This is a genomic window from Pseudomonas sp. AC247 (assembly GCF_979258015.1).
Genome location: NZ_OZ409829.1, coordinates 275,153 through 290,477, shown reverse-complemented (window position 1 = coordinate 290,477; position 15,325 = coordinate 275,153). Strand labels below are relative to the sequence as shown.

Below are 15,325 nucleotides of genomic sequence, written 5' to 3'. Positions count from 1 at the left end.
AGATCGCAGCCTGCGGCAGCTCCTACAGGAAACGTATTCCAATGTAGGAGCTGCCGCAGGCTGCGATCTTTTGCTTCTGAAATAGAACAGGCCCCGACACAAGTGCCGGGGCCCGTAATGGTCACATCCGTGTGACCGTTCGCATGAACTCTAAAGTTGCGGCAGACGTATGGCTCGGCCCGTCTGTCGCACCTTCTCCCGGTCCAGGCGAGAAGTCATGCCTTACTCGGCTTTCAGGCCATCAGCGGAGACCGCTTTGACGCCTTTGATTTTCTTGGTGATGTTCACGGCGGTGGTTTTCTGAGCTTCGGTCACAGCTACAGTCGACGACAGCGAAACAACGCCTTTGTTGGTTTCTACTTTGATGTCGGTGCCTGGGATGCCTTTTTCGGTGACCAGGTCGCTTTTGACTTTGGTGGTGATCCAGGTATCGGAAGTAGCTTCTTTAGCTTGGGTAACTTCACCAGCAGCCAAAGTCATTGGAGCAGTCTGAGTGGTTTGGGCGAATGCGCCGGAAGCCATGGTCAGGGTCAGCGCGGTAGCAGCAGCGGCAGTGATAGCGAACTTCTTCATACGAGTAACTCCTGTTTTTCTGGAAAGTCTGCTGCGTGTCTTGTCAGCAGGGTTACCAAGGTAGTTGCGAACGCTGTGCCAACTTTTGAAAATCGATAATATCCTTATAAATCAATAAGATATGAATTAGCCAAATTTTCGAAATCATGCAATTTGCATGACCTCCGGTTTATCTACATGCAAGTTACGGTTTTTTGGAAAGTTCCTAACACGCTGAAAATATTGAAGCTTTTGTGAAGCACCAGACAATAGAAAATGCCCCGACAGTGCGGGGCATTTTTTCTACAGCTACAAACAGGCGCCGTGCGGTTACACCCCAGGGCAACTGGTGGTTGTGTAGTCTTTGGAGCCGGAGAACTTGCAAGTCCAGCCGGTGGTGGCGCTACGGGTCAAGGTGACGGTTTGACCCAATACCGGCGCCGGCGCGTTGAGCAAGGTGCAGGTAATGGTGCCCGTCCCATCGGCGACCTTCCCGGCGGCCGTCAAGGTGCAATTCTGTGTCGCGGCGGTCCCGGCGTTGACGTTGGTGAGGCTCGGATCGGTCGACCCGGCATTGATGACGTCCTCGAAATTGACTTTGAGCGCCGACGCCTCGGCGATCCCTGCGGTGACCTTGGCCCGCGCCTGATACTTGGAATACTGCGGCAAGGCGATGGTCGCCAGAATGCCGATGATCGCCACAACGATCAGCAGCTCGATCAGAGTAAAACCTTGTTGTTTTTTCATAGACACGCTCCATGCATGAGTCGAAATCTCATGATCTGCAAAGGACGCAGCATAGCCCATGCCAATGCCTTCAGGCCCCAGTCATTGGGCGCCCACCCGCTGCCGCGCCCTTTCCTACAACCTCTAACCGCACTATCTGACACTTTTTGTCACCTGCACCCGACGTGTTTGGCGCTGTCACTTGACTAGGCTATAAGTCATGAACTGCAAGCGTGCGGAATCCCCATGAATGACATCGCTCTGAGCGGTCTGGCCAAGCAATTGGTGCAGGCCGAACTGCTCACGGAAAAAAGTGCCCAGCAAGCCTGGCAGCAAGCCCAGCGCAATCGCCTGTCGCTGGTCAGTTACCTGGTGCAGAACAAGCTGGTGAAAGGCTGGCAGGTGGCCGAGATCGCGTCGGAGCATTTCGGCATGGCGTTTCTCGACCTCAACTGCCTCGACAAGGAAACCCAGCCCAAAGGCCTTGTCAGCGAAAAACTTGTGCGCCAACACCACGCGCTACCTCTGTGGCGGCGTGGCAACAAACTGTTCGTCGGCATTTCCGATCCGAGCAATCATCAAGCAATCAACGATATCCAGTTCAGCACCGGCCTGAGCACCGAAGCCATTCTGGTGGAGGACGACAAACTCACCGATGCCATCGAAAAATTCTTCGACACCCACGCCTCCGGCATCGAAGACATGGCCGATGTCGACCTCGACGGCCTCGATGTCGAATCCATCGACGACAGCAAACAGGACGCCATCGGCGGACTCGACGCCGACGATGCGCCGGTGGTGCGCTTCGTTCACAAGATGCTGCTGGATGCGATCAAGAGCGGCTCGTCCGACCTGCACTTCGAACCCTACGAAAAAAACTACCGGGTGCGGATGCGCACCGACGGCATCTTGCGCGAAGTGGCCAAGCCACCGGTGCAGTTGGCAGGACGCATCGCCGCGCGCCTGAAAGTCATGGCCAGCCTCGACATCTCGGAACGGCGCAAGCCCCAGGACGGGCGGATCAAGATGCGCCTGTCGAAGAGCAAGTCGATCGATTTCCGGGTCAACACGCTACCCACGCTGTGGGGCGAAAAAGTGGTGATCCGGATTCTCGACCCGTCCAGCGCGCAGATCGGCATTGACGCCCTCGGTTATGAGCCGGCACAAAAAGACTTGTACATGGCCGCGCTCAAGCAGCCGCAGGGCATGATTCTGGTCACCGGCCCCACGGGCTCGGGTAAAACCGTGTCGCTGTACACCGGCCTGAATATCCTCAACACCGTCGACATCAATATCTCCACCGCCGAAGACCCGGTGGAGATCAACATGGAAGGCATCAACCAGGTCAACGTCAATCCCAAGCAAGGGCTCGACTTTGCCCAGGCCCTGCGCTCGTTTCTGCGACAGGACCCGGACGTGATCATGGTCGGCGAGATTCGCGATCTGGAGACCGCCGAGATCGCGATAAAGGCAGCGCAAACCGGTCACCTCGTGCTCTCGACCCTGCACACCAACAGCGCGGCGGAAACCCTCACACGCCTGCATAACATGGGCATTCCCGGGTTCAACATTGCTACTTCGGTCAGCCTGATCATTGCCCAACGGCTGGCGCGCAAACTCTGCAGCCATTGCAAAAGGCCGATCGAGATCCCCCGGGAAACTCTGATCAAAGAAGGTTTCCCCGAGGAACGCATCGGCCATTTCACGATCTACGAGCCGGTCGGTTGCGATCATTGCAACGGCGGATACAAGGGTCGCGTGGGGATTTATGAAGTGGTGAAAAACACACCTGAGCTGCAACGGCTGATCATGGCCGAAGGCAACTCGCTGGAAATCGATAGTCAAATGCGCCGCGACGGCTTTGATGACCTGCGCACCTCCGGCCTGCACAAGGCCATGCAAGGCATCACCAGCCTTGAAGAAATCAACCGGGTCACCAAGGACTGAACATGGCGGTCAAGGCAGCGAAAATGAATGTCTATGCCTGGGAAGGCACGGACAGGAAAGGCAGCAAAATCACCGGTGAGTTGAGCGGGCAAAACCCCGCACTGGTCAAGGCGCAACTGCGCAAACAAGGAATCAGCCCGGGCAAGGTGCGCAAGAAATCGGTGTCGTTGCTGAGTCTCGGTAAACGCATCAAGGCCCAAGACATCGCCCTGTTCACCCGGCAGATGGCGACCATGATGAAGGCCGGCGTGCCGCTGCTGCAGTCGTTCGACATCATTGGCGAAGGCTTCGAAAACCCGGCCATGCGCAAACTGGTGGACGAAGTGAAACAGGAGGTCGCTGCCGGTAACAGCTTCGCCACGGCGCTGCGCAAGAAGCCGCAGTACTTCGACGAGTTGTACTGCAATCTGGTCGATGCCGGCGAACAATCCGGCGCCCTCGATACCTTGCTGGAGCGTGTCGCCACCTATAAGGAAAAAAGCGAACGGCTCAAGGCCAAGATCAAGAAAGCCATGACCTACCCCACGGCCGTGGTATTGGTGGCAGCAGTCGTCACCGGGATTCTGCTGGTCAAAGTGGTGCCGCAGTTCCAGTCGGTGTTCAAAGGTTTCGGTGCTGAGTTGCCGGCCTTCACGCTGATGGTCATCAGCCTTTCGGAATTCATGCAGCAATGGTGGTGGGCACTGCTCGGGCTGATGGTGGTGGTGATTTTTGGCACCCGCCATGGACTTAAGAAATCCCAGGCCTTGCGCGATCGTCGCGACACCTGGCTGTTGAAGTTGCCGCTGGTGGGCACGCTGATGTACAAGTCCGCCGTCGCCCGTTTCGCCCGGACCCTGTCGACTACCTTCGCTGCCGGGGTGCCATTGGTGGAGGCGCTCGACTCGGTGGCCGGCGCCACCGGCAATGTGGTGTTCAAACGCGCGGTACTGCGGATTCGCCAGGATGTCGCCACCGGCATGCAGCTGAATTTCGCCATGCGCACCACCGGGGTGTTCCCGAACATGGCGGTGCAGATGACCGCCATCGGCGAGGAGTCCGGCGCACTCGACGAGATGCTCGACAAGGTCGCAGGGTTCTATGAGGAAGAAGTGGATAACATGGTCGACAACCTCACCAGCCTCATGGAGCCATTCATCATGGTCGTGCTGGGGGTGATCGTCGGCGGGCTGGTGGTGGCCATGTACCTGCCGATCTTCCAACTCGGCTCAGCGATCTGACATGCCTATCGACGAACTGTTTGCCCTGTACCCGCTGGCCTTTGTCTGCACCGCGCTGCTGTTGGGGCTGGTGGTCGGCAGCTTTCTCAATGTGCTGATCTGGCGCTTGCCGAAAATGCTCGAGCGCGATTGGCGCCAGCAGGCTCACGACGTGCTCGGCCTGCCCGGCGAAACGCCGCTGCCGACCTACAACCTGATGCTGCCGCACTCCGAATGCCCGCACTGCGGGCACCGCATCCGCCCGTGGGAGAACATTCCGCTGCTCAGTTATCTGTGGCTGCGCGGGCGCTGTTCGGCCTGCGCGGCACCGATCAGCAAACGTTACCCGCTGACCGAGCTGGCGTGTGGGCTGCTCTCGGCCTTCATCGCCTGGCATTTCGGTTTTGGCTGGCCGGCGTGCCTGCTGATCCTCCTCACTTGGGGCTTGCTGGCGATGAGCCTGATCGACACCGCGCACCAGTTGCTGCCCGATGTATTGGTGCTGCCACTGCTGTGGCTGGGGCTGATCGTCAACAGCTTCGGGCTGTTCGTGCCGTTGCACGATGCTCTGTGGGGCGCGGTGGCCGGTTACATGGCGCTGTGGTCGGTATTCTGGCTGTTCAAGTTGCTGACCGGCAAGGACGGCATCGGCCACGGTGACTTCAAGCTGCTGGCATTGCTCGGCGCGTGGGGCGGCTGGCAGATTCTGCCGCTGACCATCCTGCTGTCGTCGCTGGTGGGGGCGATCATCGGCGTGATTCTGTTGCGTTTGCGCAAGCAGGAAACCTCGACACCGATCCCCTTCGGCCCCTATCTGGCAATTGCCGGCTGGATTGCCTTGCTCTGGGGTGGTCAAATAACCGACTTCTATTGGCAGTTTGTCGGTTTGAAATGAATACCCCTGTGGAAAAACCCTGGATTCTCGGCCTGACCGGCGGCATCGGCAGCGGCAAGAGCGCAGCCGCCCAGCACTTTATCGACCTCGGCATTCATGTCGTGGATGCCGATCACGCGGCGCGTTGGGTGGTCGAGCCTGGCCGCCCGGCGCTGGCAAAGATTGCCGAGCATTTCGGCCCCGCCGTGTTACAAGCTGACGGCACGCTGGACCGTGCGGCCCTGCGCAAACTGATCTTCGAGATTGCAGAGCAGCGGCGTTGGCTCGAAGCCTTGCTGCATCCGTTGATCGCCGAGGAAATCGCTCATCACCTGGCACTGGCAAAATCGCCTTATGCGATTCTGGTGTCGCCGCTGTTGATCGAATCCGGGCAATACGCGATGACCCAGCGCATCCTGGTGATCGACGCCCCGCAACAATTGCAGATCGAACGTACCTTGCAACGTGACCAGACCAGCGAGCAGCAAGTTCAGGCGATCCTCAAGGCCCAATCGAGCCGAGAAGACCGCGTGAGCTGCGCCGACGACGTGGTGGTCAACGACCGCGACCTCGCCTGGCTGCACAGTGAAGTCGAGCGTCTGCATCACTTTTACCTGACTTTATCCGGAGGCCAAGCATGAGCCAGATTACTACCGTTGAATGCCCAACCTGCGGCGCGCCCGTTGAGTTCACCGCTGAAAACAAGTTTCGCCCGTTCTGTTCCGATCGCTGCAAACTGATCGACCTCGGCGCCTGGGCGTCGGAAGAACACAAGATTCCGGTCGCACCGGATGCAGAAGACGAACTGTTTTCCGGCGATTTCGATCCGCGCCACTGATCGCGGTCAGGGCCGCATAAAGCCGTAGTCCTGTTCGTCGTCGAGATTTTCCGCGAGAAAGCGCAACTCGTCAGCCAGGTCTTCGGCATTGCGCACCGTCTTGCTCTGCTGCACCACGGCACTGAGCAAGGCGCGCAAGCTCAAACCGGGGTCAAACCCGACCTCTTGCGCCATGTCCAGACTCTGCCGGGTTTCCTGCCTCGCCCACTCGTACACACTCATGCCGCAGCTCCTGAAGGGATTTGACTGAGCATGAGATTTTGTCTGCGTGGTCGGTTTGATGTGGATCAAGGCTTGGGATCGTCGTCCTTCCACGGTGCCGAAAGGTAGCGCGTGCGGTTGAAGGTCTCCAGCCATTCCGGGCAGAACACCACCAGCGCGCTGATGACCATGCCGTTGATGAACGCCTCAGGGAAAATGATCAGCCACAGGTAACCGATGAAATCCTCCAGCCATTCCGGCATGGCAAAGATGCCGTCGTACCAGAGCAACGTCAGGCTCAGCAGCAGGCAAAGCAATGCCGACAACGCGGCAGCCAGAAACCCCGAACAGAAGATATAAACGAAAGGATTACGCGGTTGCGCACGCTCAACCAGAATCGCCACGCACTCGGTGATCAGCACCGGCAACAGAATAAACAGCGAACCGTTGACCCCAAGTGCCAGCAGATCCTGGCGCCCGAGCAGCACCAGACCGAGTTGCGCGACCAGGCCGCCGACAATCGCCAACGGCCAGTCCAGTAGCAAGGTCACGGCGGTCATGCCGATGAAGTGATAAGACACGCCGGTGTCGAAATCCCTGCGCACCAGCCACAGCAGAAACAACGCGAACACCGTGCCGAACAAAAGATGCTGACGACGGCTGTCACTGAACAGCTCGACCCACGGCGCCCGCACGACCGCCCAAAGCAGCACCGGCAAGTAAATCAGCCAACCGAATGTCAGACTTGCCGTCGAAAGCAGTTCAGCCCCAATCATGACTCCCTCACCCTCCATCGACATCCCCCTGTAGGAGCTGCCGCAGGCTGCGATCTTTTGATCTTGTTCTTTTTACAGTCAAAAGATCGCAGCCTTCGGCAGCTCCTACAAGGGTGAGGTGAACGGGCGGTGCAAGCAAAGCTTTCTGCTTGTCGCATTTGAACGCTAAGCTTGGGCCTATGGATGACTCAGATTATTTACGCCTGCTGACCATCGCAGCCGAGCAGGCCAACGCGTTCCTGTCCAATGCCCGCAAATGGGAGCGTGAGCGTTGGGTCTGCCAGCGCCTGCTGCAAGGCCTGAACATTCCCTATCGCGCCGACGAATTCGCCCCTGCCGGCGAGCCGCCCGACGTTTTGTTTCGCGATGCCAATTTCGAAGTGTTCTTCGTCCTCGATGAAGGCCGTCGCCTCAATGACGAATGGCGCGACGAACTGCAGCGCCGGCGCAGCGCGTTTTCCCTCAGCCAACTGGTGCGCCGTGAAGCCAAGCCCAAGCGCATCCCGGCTAATGAATTCCTTATGCGACTGGCGCCGACTTTGCGCAAAAAAGCCCACAACTACAAAGAGCGCGGCATGGATCTGGGCGAACTGGACATCATTGCCTTCGCCAGCCTTAAACGCGAAGTGCTCGACTTGAACAGCCACTTCCCGCCGCCCACCGAATATTTGCGTCAGGGCTGGCGCTCGCTGTCGCTGGTCGGCCCGACCTTCGCCCGCGTGCTGTTCGCCCACCCGGATGCGCCGGATTTTCTGCGCAGCAACCTCGGCCGCAGCATCGTCTTCGACGTCGGGATCAGCCTGTGACGCCGCTTCAGCAACTGATTGCCGACGTACCGCAGACCGGCCGTGTGCGCTGGATCGGTGTGCGCCCCGATTCCCGTGGGCCGATGATCGAGCTGGACGCCGTCGAGGCGCGGCTCGAAGCCGGGCTGACCGGCGATCACGCCCGGCCCGGCGTGCGTAATGCGCGGCAGGTGACGCTGATTCAGTTCGAACACCTCGCGGTGATCAGCGCGTTGATGGGCCGTGCCGACGATCAACCGGTCAGGCCTGAAGATCTGCGGCGCAATCTCGTTATCAGCGGTATCAATTTGTTTAGCCTGAAGGGCCGGCGCTTTCGCATCGGCCAGGCCATCTTCGAAACCACCGGTTGGTGTCAGCCCTGCGCACGCTTGCAGAACAACCTCGGCCCCGGCACGTTTCAAGCCGTGCGCGGGCATGGCGGAATTACCGCGCGGGTGTTACAAAGCGGGATCATTCGCCTCGATGATGGCGTGTCTGTCGAGCCGGTTCCGGACAGTGGCTATGCTCCGTTCAACCCCGGATAAAAACCGCTGTAGCTTGTTCACATTCAGCAACGTCTACCTGACGAGGCCATTATGACCAGCCGCCTGAACCCCGAAGACCAAAAGCATGTCGAAGAGTACCTGCAACTGTCCCAACACCGAGTCGAGCGCCGGCCTTTCCGGCCGTGGATGCTCCTGGTGCTGGTGCTGGCAGTGACCATTGGTCTGGGCCTGTTGAGCCGATTTATCAGTTACCTGACGCTATGAGCAGCTTGGCGCTCGCTTGGGTAACCGCACCGATTTCCTTTAAAAACCTTGCGAGTTATCCCTATGTCTCATCGTATTGTTATTGTCGGCGGCGGCGCCGGCGGTCTGGAGTTGGCTACCCGTCTGGGTAAGACCCTGGGCAAGCGCGGCACCGCCAGCGTGATGCTGGTCGACGCCAACCTGACGCACATCTGGAAACCGCTGCTGCACGAAGTGGCCGCCGGCTCGCTGAACTCCTCCGAAGACGAACTCAACTATGTTGCCCAGGCAAAATGGAACCACTTCGAGTTCCAGCTGGGGCGCATGAGCGGGCTCGATCGCGCACAGAAAAAAATCCAGTTGGCCGCCACCTACGACGAAAACGGCGTAGAACTGGTGCCCGCGCGGGAAGTGCAGTACGACTCGCTGGTGATCAGCGTCGGCAGCACCACCAACGATTTCGGCACCCAGGGCGCGGCGCAGCACTGCCTGTTCCTCGACACCCGCAAACAGGCCGAGCGTTTCCACCAGCAACTGCTCAATCACTATCTGCGGGCACACGCCGGGCAAACCGATGTGGTCGAGCAGATCAGCGTCGCGATCGTCGGCGCGGGCGCCACTGGCGTTGAGCTGGCGGCAGAGCTGCACAACGCCGCGCATGAGCTGGCGGCGTATGGTCTGGATCGAATCAAACCGGAAAACATGCACATCACCCTGATCGAAGCCGGGCCACGGGTGCTGCCTGCCCTGCCGGAGCGCATCAGCGGGCCGGTACACAAGACCCTGGAGAAACTCGGGGTCAATGTGATGACCAACGCGTCGGTCAGCGAAGTGACCGCCGACAGCCTGATCACCGCCGACGGCAACGAGATCAAGGCCAGCCTGAAAGTCTGGGCCGCCGGTATTCGTGCACCGGGTTTCCTCAAGGACATCGACGGCCTGGAAACCAACCGCATCAACCAGCTACAAGTGCTGCCGACGCTGCAAACCACTCGCGATGAAAACATCTTCGCCTTCGGTGACTGCGCGGCCTGCCCGCAACCGGGTACCGATCGCAACGTGCCGCCGCGTGCACAAGCCGCGCACCAACAGGCGTCATTGCTGGCCAAGTCGCTGAAGCTGCGCATCGAAGGCAAGACCCTGCCGGAATACAAGTACACCGACTACGGCTCGCTGATCTCGCTGTCGCGTTTTTCGGCTGTGGGTAACTTGATGGGCAACCTGACTGGCAGCGTGATGCTCGAAGGCTGGCTGGCGCGGATGTTTTACGTGTCGCTGTACCGCATGCACCAGATGGCGCTGTACGGGCCGTTCCGCACGGCGATGCTGATGCTGGGGAGCAAGATTGGTCGCGGGACTGAACCGCGTTTGAAGCTGCACTAAATCCAATCCCTGTGGGAGCTTACTTGCTCCCACATTGTTTTGTGCTGCCCCCAAAATCCACAGACAACCGCAATAAATGTAGGAGTGAGCCTGCTCGCGATAGCGGCCTGTCAGTCACATCTTCAGTGACTGAACCACCGCTATCGCGAGCAGGCTCACGCCTACAATGGATCTCCACTTATCAGAGCTGGAAGCGGCGCACCATGCCTTGCAGCGCGTTGGCCAGTTGCGACAGTTCATGGCTCGACGCGCTGGTCTGATCGGCGCCTGCCGCCGAACGCACTGACAGATCACGTATGTTCACCAGATTGCGATCCACTTCGCGTGCGACCTGTGCCTGTTCTTCCGCCGCACTGGCGATCACCAGATTGCGCTCGTGAATCTCGTGCACCGACGCCGTGATGGTCAACAACGCTTCTCCCGCACGTTCAGCGAGCACCAAGGTACTGGCGGCACGCGAGGCACTGGCCTGCATCGAATCCAGTGCCTGGCTCGAACCACTGCGCATGCCCTGCACCATCTGCTCGATCTCCTGCGTCGATTGCTGCGTGCGATAAGCCAACGCTCGCACCTCATCGGCGACCACCGCAAAGCCTCTACCGCTCTCCCCCGCTCGCGCCGCTTCAATCGCCGCATTGAGCGCCAGCAGGTTGGTCTGCTCGGCGATCGCCCGGATCACATCAAGCACTTTGCCAATCTCCTGCGACTGATTGGCCAGTGATTGCACCAATGCGCCGGTGTGTCGCACATCGTTGCTCAGCGCGCTGATCGCGCTGGCGGTTTCGTTGACGCGTTCCTGCCCCAAATGCGCCGATTCGCTGGACTGCCGCGTGGCATCGGACGTGGACACGGCATTGCGCGCCACCTCTTCCACGGCTGTGGTCATCTCGTTGACGGCGGTGGCCGCCTGTTCGATTTCATTGTTCTGCTGTTGCAGGCCCTGCGTGCTGTCGAGGGTCACGGCACTGAGCTCGTCAGCTGCAGTGGCCAGTTGCGTGGCCGAACCGCTGATGCCTTGCAGTGTGTCGCGCAAATTCTGCTGCATGGTCGCCAAGGCCTTGAGCAAACGGCTGACTTCATCGTTGCCATGGGTTTCGATCGGCCGGGTCAGGTCGCCTTGGGCCACGCTTTCAGCAGCGCTTACTGCACTGCTCAACGGGCGGACGATACTGCGCGTGAGCAACATCGCCAGCGCCACCGTGGCCAACGCCGCCAGTGCGATGAACAGGCTGACGATGGTGCGCGACGTCTGATAATGATCGGCAGACTTCTGGCTTTCAGCGGCGACCTGTTTGGCGAACAGATCCGCCAGGTCATTGAGTTGCTTGCCGGAACCGTCGACGACGGTTTTCATGTCGACCAGCAACAGCTTGGTCAACTCGTCGCGCTTGCCCTGCTGGGCGAGGGTGAAGGACTGCGCGATACCGGTCCGATAAGCCGCAAAGGTTGTTTTGAATTGGTCATAGAGCTGCTGGCCTTCCGGAGTGGTGACCAGTTTGTCGTAAGCGGCGATTTTCTCGCTCAGCTCCTTGTCGCGAGTATCCATCTGGCTGCGGTAGGTGGCGATATTGTTCGGATCCTGATCCAACGCCATGCGCAACGAGATGGTGCGGATGCGCAGCATGATCTCGCGAATTTCGTCGCCGCCACGAATGCTCGGCAGCCACTGATTTTCTACCGCGACCTCACTGTCGCGAATACTCGACATCTGCCCCAGCGCAAACACGCCGAGCAAGGCAACCAACACCGCAATCAGGGCGAATCCCAGGGCAGCCCGGGGAGCAATATTCAACTGACGAAGCAACATGACGAACGCCCTTATTCTTGTATTGGCCAGATTCAAGGGGCGAAGCAGTGGCAGTCCCCTCTCGTTAGCGGGCTATCGGCAGGTTGTATGATGACTTGAAGGGGAAATGAGTTTTTGTCGGACAAAAAAAATCCCCGTATCTTTCGATACGAGGATTTTTAATATGGTCGGGGTAAGGGGATTCGAACTCCTGACATCCTGCTCCCAAAGCAGGCGCGCTACCGGACTGCGCTATACCCCGGTAAAAAAAAGGCGACCTTTCAAAGATCGCCTTCTTCGATCAGCGCTTTTGGCCTCTGATCTTAAGATTCGATCCCAGCGCTAACTGGTTTCAAAAATGGTGGGTCGTGTGGGATTCGAACCTACGACCAATTGGTTAAAAGCCAACTGCTCTACCAACTGAGCTAACGACCCAAAAATGGTCGGGGTAAGGGGATTCGAACTCCTGACATCCTGCTCCCAAAGCAGGCGCGCTACCGGACTGCGCTATACCCCGGCTTGAAATTGGCTCCGTGACCAGGACTCGAACCTGGGACCCAATGATTAACAGTCATTTGCTCTACCGACTGAGCTATCACGGAACTACATATTTCAATTTACAACGGTGAAACTTACTGCTTCCAGTCACTCGTTCGCATCGCTGCGTTCGTGTGTCTGAGGCGCGCTATTCTACAACCTAGAACACCTCTGTCAACCCCCTAAATTGCTTTCAAGTTAATGATTTGCAACTTATTTCAGATTTCAGCTCAGTGAGTTGAAACCGTCTTGGCGACTGACTGCGGGGCGCACTTTACAAGCCTTTTCCTTTGAGTTCAACAGCCTAACGAAAAAAAAGGCCCCACAAGGTGGGGCCTGCCAATTTTCATTGGCCTTTGGGCTTAGTTGAAAACGATTTCGTCGTTCTCGACCACACCCGTTGCCGTGTCGCCTGGCATGAAATGACCCGAGAGGATCAATTGCGCCAGCGGGTTTTCGATCCAGCGCTGAATCGCACGCTTCAAAGGACGTGCGCCATACACTGGGTCGTAGCCGACAGCGATCAGCTTGTCCATCGCTTCCGGGCTCAGTTCCAGCTTCAGCTCACGCTCGGCCAGACGTGTACGCAGACGACCCAACTGGATCTCGGTAATGCCTGCGATCTGATCCCGCGCCAGCGGCTCGAAGATCACCACTTCGTCGACCCGGTTGATGAACTCCGGACGGAAGTGCGACGTCAGTGCATCCATTACCGCAGCACGCTGCGCTTCACGATCACCGACCAGTTCCTGGATCTGTACCGACCCCAGGTTCGAAGTCATCACGATCACCGTGTTGCGGAAGTCCACCGTACGGCCGTGGCTGTCGGTCAGGCGACCATCCTCAAGCACTTGCAGCAAGATGTTGAACACATCCGGGTGCGCCTTCTCGACTTCATCCAGCAGGATCACCGAATAAGGCTTGCGACGCACCGCCTCGGTCAGGTAACCACCCTCTTCATAGCCAACATATCCCGGTGGCGCACCGATCAGACGCGCCACGGAATGTTTCTCCATGAACTCGGACATGTCGATCCGCACCATCGCCTCTTCCGTATCAAAGAGGAATTCGGCCAGCGCCTTGCACAGCTCGGTTTTACCGACACCGGTCGGGCCGAGGAACATGAACGAGCCGCTTGGGCGATTCGGGTCGGACAACCCGGCGCGCGAACGCCGTACTGCGTTCGCGACGGCGACCACCGCCTCTTCCTGACCGATCACCCGTTTGTGCAACAGGCTTTCCATCTTCATCAACTTGTCGCGCTCGCCTTCGAGCATTTTCGACACGGGGATGCCGGTCCACTTCGACACGACCTCAGCGATCTCTTCCTCAGTCACCTTGCTGCGCAACAACTGGTTTTCGCTCTTGCCGTGCTGATCGACCATTTGCAGGCTGCGCTCCAGATCCGGGATCACCCCGTACTGCAACTCGGCCATGCGGTTCAGGTCGCCTTTACGGCGTGCCGCTTCCAGTTCCTGACGCGACTGTTCAATCTTCTGCTGAATCTGCGCAGAACCCTGCACCTCGGCTTTTTCCGAGTTCCAGATTTCTTCCAGATCGGAATACTCGCGTTCGAGACGGACGATTTCTTCCTGGAGTTTCTCCAGACGTTTCATCGCCGCTTCGTCGCTTTCTTTCTTCAGCGCCTGGGATTCCACCTTCAACTGAATCAGGCGACGCTCCAGACGATCGAGCACTTCCGGCTTGGAGTCGATTTCCATGCGGATGCGGCTGGCCGCCTCGTCGATCAGGTCGATGGCCTTGTCCGGCAGCTGCCGATCAGTGATGTAACGATGACTGAGCTTCGCCGCCGCAATGATCGCGCCGTCGGTGATCGCCACCTTGTGGTGAACCTCGTAACGCTCCTTGAGGCCGCGCAGGATGGCGATGGTGTCTTCTTCGCTCGGTTCATCCACCAGGACTTTCTGGAAGCGTCGTTCGAGCGCCGCGTCCTTCTCTATATATTGGCGGTACTCGTTGAGCGTGGTCGCGCCAACGCAGTGCAACTCGCCGCGCGCCAGTGCAGGCTTGAGCATGTTGCCGGCGTCCATCGAGCCTTCGCCCTTACCGGCACCGACCATGGTGTGCAATTCGTCGATGAACAGAATGATCTGCCCTTCCTGCTTCGACAGCTCGTTGAGCAGCGATTTCAGGCGCTCTTCGAACTCACCGCGATACTTGGCACCGGCAATCAGCGCGCCCATATCGAGCGAGAGCAGACGCTTGCCTTTGAGGCCGTCCGGCACTTCGCCGTTGATGATGCGCTGCGCCAGACCTTCGGCGATCGCGGTTTTACCCACACCAGGTTCACCGATCAGCACCGGGTTGTTCTTGGTGCGGCGTTGCAGAACCTGAATGGTGCGACGAATTTCGTCATCACGACCGATCACCGGATCGAGCTTGCCGTCTTCGGCGCGCTTGGTCAGGTCGACAGTGTATTTATCCAGCGCCTGACGCGATTCCTCGTGGTTGGCGTCATTCACCGCTTCGCCGCCACGCAGGTTGTTGATCGCGTTTTCCAGGGCTTTCTTGCTCACGCCCTGGCCGAGCAGCAATTTGCCGAGTTTGCTGTTCTCGTCCATTGCCGCGAGCAGCACCAGTTCGCTGGAGATGAACTGGTCGCCCTTCTGCTGGGCCAGACGATCGGCCTGGTTGAGCAGGCGCGCCAGATCCTGCGACATGTTGACGTCGCCGGTCGGGTTCTGGATTTTCGGTAATTGGTCGAGCTCTTTGGTCAGCTCTTTGCGCAAGCTGTTGACGTCGAAGCCCACCTGCATCAGCAGAGGTTTGATCGAACCACCCTGCTGTTCAAGCATGGCTTGCATCAAGTGCGCCGGCTCAATCGCCGGATGATCGTGGCCGACTGCCAACGACTGCGCGTCGGACAAGGCCAACTGTAATTTGCTGGTTAAACGGTCTATTCGCATAAGTCACCTTCCTTTTGAGCAGGCCGGACCTAAAAACCATCCTGA

General features: G+C 58.6%; 15 protein-coding genes and 4 tRNA genes. 9 read left to right on the top strand and 10 right to left on the bottom strand.

The annotated features are described in order from the left end of the window. Positions 1 to 222 precede the first annotated feature (222 nt). Complete coding sequence (locus ACZZ0B_RS01440) at positions 223 to 573, bottom strand: BON domain-containing protein (protein ID WP_159815260.1); 351 nt, start codon at positions 571 to 573, stop codon at positions 223 to 225. A 309-nt stretch (positions 574 to 882) separates the two neighbouring features. Beyond that, positions 883 to 1,299, bottom strand: coding sequence for a pilin (locus ACZZ0B_RS01435; RefSeq protein ID WP_008078482.1), 417 nt, complete (start codon positions 1,297 to 1,299; stop codon positions 883 to 885). Positions 1,300 to 1,524: 225 nt separating this feature from the next. On the opposite strand from ACZZ0B_RS01435, the gene pilB reads away from it, so the two are divergent. The 5 genes from pilB to yacG are packed head-to-tail and all read left to right on the top strand — an operon-like array spanning position 1,525 to position 6,136. Then, on the top strand, positions 1,525 to 3,225 hold the full coding sequence (pilB, locus tag ACZZ0B_RS01430) for a type IV-A pilus assembly ATPase PilB (RefSeq protein WP_008078484.1): 1,701 nt from the start codon (positions 1,525 to 1,527) through the stop codon (positions 3,223 to 3,225). 2 nt (positions 3,226 to 3,227) lie between these two features. Beyond that, a complete protein-coding gene (locus ACZZ0B_RS01425) occupies positions 3,228 to 4,445 on the top strand; it encodes a type II secretion system F family protein (protein ID WP_463544221.1) in 1,218 nt (405 codons plus the stop codon). A gap of 1 nt (position 4,446) precedes the next feature. After that, positions 4,447 to 5,319 carry a prepilin peptidase gene (locus ACZZ0B_RS01420; RefSeq protein ID WP_463544220.1) on the top strand — a complete coding sequence of 291 codons (873 nt, stop codon included), beginning with the start codon at positions 4,447 to 4,449 and terminating at the stop codon, positions 5,317 to 5,319. Continuing rightward, a complete protein-coding gene (gene coaE, locus ACZZ0B_RS01415; RefSeq protein WP_463544219.1) occupies positions 5,316 to 5,939 on the top strand; it encodes a dephospho-CoA kinase in 624 nt (207 codons plus the stop codon). The genes ACZZ0B_RS01420 and coaE overlap by 4 nt, the downstream gene beginning before the upstream one ends. After that, entirely contained in the window at positions 5,936 to 6,136 is a 201-nt protein-coding gene (yacG, locus tag ACZZ0B_RS01410) for a DNA gyrase inhibitor YacG (protein ID WP_463544218.1), read from the top strand. Before coaE ends, yacG begins: the two co-directional genes overlap by 4 nt. A gap of 6 nt (positions 6,137 to 6,142) precedes the next feature. Here the strand turns inward: yacG and ACZZ0B_RS01405 are convergent, their stop codons facing one another. Both ACZZ0B_RS01405 and ACZZ0B_RS01400 read right to left on the bottom strand, forming a co-directional pair. Continuing rightward, on the bottom strand, positions 6,143 to 6,358 hold the full coding sequence (locus ACZZ0B_RS01405) for a hypothetical protein (RefSeq protein WP_463544217.1): 216 nt from the start codon (positions 6,356 to 6,358) through the stop codon (positions 6,143 to 6,145). A 65-nt stretch (positions 6,359 to 6,423) separates the two neighbouring features. After that, positions 6,424 to 7,113, bottom strand: coding sequence for an energy-coupling factor ABC transporter permease (locus tag ACZZ0B_RS01400; RefSeq protein ID WP_045122962.1), 690 nt, complete (start codon positions 7,111 to 7,113; stop codon positions 6,424 to 6,426). A 179-nt stretch (positions 7,114 to 7,292) separates the two neighbouring features. On the opposite strand from ACZZ0B_RS01400, the gene ACZZ0B_RS01395 reads away from it, so the two are divergent. From ACZZ0B_RS01395 to ACZZ0B_RS01380, 4 genes are all read left to right on the top strand, one after another. Next, positions 7,293 to 7,919, top strand: coding sequence for a DUF1780 domain-containing protein (locus tag ACZZ0B_RS01395; RefSeq protein ID WP_008078503.1), 627 nt, complete (start codon positions 7,293 to 7,295; stop codon positions 7,917 to 7,919). Further along, positions 7,916 to 8,443 (top strand): MOSC domain-containing protein, encoded by a 528-nt coding sequence (locus ACZZ0B_RS01390; RefSeq protein ID WP_463544216.1) that lies wholly within the window; start codon positions 7,916 to 7,918, stop codon positions 8,441 to 8,443. The genes ACZZ0B_RS01395 and ACZZ0B_RS01390 overlap by 4 nt, the downstream gene beginning before the upstream one ends. Before the next feature lie 51 nt (positions 8,444 to 8,494). Beyond that, on the top strand, positions 8,495 to 8,668 hold the full coding sequence (locus ACZZ0B_RS01385; protein WP_007909875.1) for a DUF3094 domain-containing protein: 174 nt from the start codon (positions 8,495 to 8,497) through the stop codon (positions 8,666 to 8,668). 63 nt (positions 8,669 to 8,731) lie between these two features. Continuing rightward, complete coding sequence (locus tag ACZZ0B_RS01380; protein WP_016986237.1) at positions 8,732 to 10,030, top strand: NAD(P)/FAD-dependent oxidoreductase; 1,299 nt, start codon at positions 8,732 to 8,734, stop codon at positions 10,028 to 10,030. 181 nt (positions 10,031 to 10,211) lie between these two features. Here ACZZ0B_RS01380 and ACZZ0B_RS01375 read toward each other — a convergent pair whose 3' ends face one another. The 6 genes from ACZZ0B_RS01375 to clpB all read right to left on the bottom strand — a co-directional run bounded on the left by ACZZ0B_RS01375 (position 10,212) and on the right by clpB (position 15,280). Further along, a complete protein-coding gene (locus ACZZ0B_RS01375; RefSeq protein ID WP_463544215.1) occupies positions 10,212 to 11,837 on the bottom strand; it encodes a methyl-accepting chemotaxis protein in 1,626 nt (541 codons plus the stop codon). Positions 11,838 to 12,001: 164 nt separating this feature from the next. Continuing rightward, positions 12,002 to 12,078: transfer RNA gene (locus ACZZ0B_RS01370), tRNA-Pro, on the bottom strand. A gap of 97 nt (positions 12,079 to 12,175) precedes the next feature. After that, a tRNA-Lys gene (locus ACZZ0B_RS01365) sits at positions 12,176 to 12,251 on the bottom strand. A gap of 5 nt (positions 12,252 to 12,256) precedes the next feature. Then, positions 12,257 to 12,333, bottom strand: a tRNA-Pro gene (locus tag ACZZ0B_RS01360). 9 nt (positions 12,334 to 12,342) lie between these two features. Further along, positions 12,343 to 12,418: transfer RNA gene (locus ACZZ0B_RS01355), tRNA-Asn, on the bottom strand. Between the two features lie 297 nt (positions 12,419 to 12,715). Then, positions 12,716 to 15,280, bottom strand: a complete 2,565-nt coding sequence (gene clpB / locus ACZZ0B_RS01350) for an ATP-dependent chaperone ClpB (protein WP_007909871.1) — start codon at positions 15,278 to 15,280, stop codon at positions 12,716 to 12,718. Between the last annotated feature and the right edge of the window lie 45 nt (positions 15,281 to 15,325).

Excerpts from the sequence above, each read along its gene's own strand:
- ACZZ0B_RS01375 (WP_463544215.1), bottom strand. The coding sequence starts at position 11,837 with ATGTTGCTTCGTCAGTTGAATATTGCTCCCCGGGCTGCCCTGGGATTC.
- ACZZ0B_RS01440 (WP_159815260.1), bottom strand. The coding sequence starts at position 573 with ATGAAGAAGTTCGCTATCACTGCCGCTGCTGCTACCGCGCTGACCCTG.
- ACZZ0B_RS01425 (WP_463544221.1), top strand. The coding sequence starts at position 3,228 with ATGGCGGTCAAGGCAGCGAAAATGAATGTCTATGCCTGGGAAGGCACG.
- clpB (WP_007909871.1), bottom strand. The coding sequence starts at position 15,280 with ATGCGAATAGACCGTTTAACCAGCAAATTACAGTTGGCCTTGTCCGAC.
- ACZZ0B_RS01435 (WP_008078482.1), bottom strand. The coding sequence starts at position 1,299 with ATGAAAAAACAACAAGGTTTTACTCTGATCGAGCTGCTGATCGTTGTG.
- ACZZ0B_RS01395 (WP_008078503.1), top strand. The coding sequence starts at position 7,293 with ATGGATGACTCAGATTATTTACGCCTGCTGACCATCGCAGCCGAGCAG.
- ACZZ0B_RS01385 (WP_007909875.1), top strand. The coding sequence starts at position 8,495 with ATGACCAGCCGCCTGAACCCCGAAGACCAAAAGCATGTCGAAGAGTAC.
- ACZZ0B_RS01420 (WP_463544220.1), top strand. The coding sequence starts at position 4,447 with ATGCCTATCGACGAACTGTTTGCCCTGTACCCGCTGGCCTTTGTCTGC.
- coaE (WP_463544219.1), top strand. The coding sequence starts at position 5,316 with ATGAATACCCCTGTGGAAAAACCCTGGATTCTCGGCCTGACCGGCGGC.
- ACZZ0B_RS01405 (WP_463544217.1), bottom strand. The coding sequence starts at position 6,358 with ATGAGTGTGTACGAGTGGGCGAGGCAGGAAACCCGGCAGAGTCTGGAC.
- ACZZ0B_RS01400 (WP_045122962.1), bottom strand. The coding sequence starts at position 7,113 with ATGATTGGGGCTGAACTGCTTTCGACGGCAAGTCTGACATTCGGTTGG.
- ACZZ0B_RS01380 (WP_016986237.1), top strand. The coding sequence starts at position 8,732 with ATGTCTCATCGTATTGTTATTGTCGGCGGCGGCGCCGGCGGTCTGGAG.
- pilB (WP_008078484.1), top strand. The coding sequence starts at position 1,525 with ATGAATGACATCGCTCTGAGCGGTCTGGCCAAGCAATTGGTGCAGGCC.
- yacG (WP_463544218.1), top strand. The coding sequence starts at position 5,936 with ATGAGCCAGATTACTACCGTTGAATGCCCAACCTGCGGCGCGCCCGTT.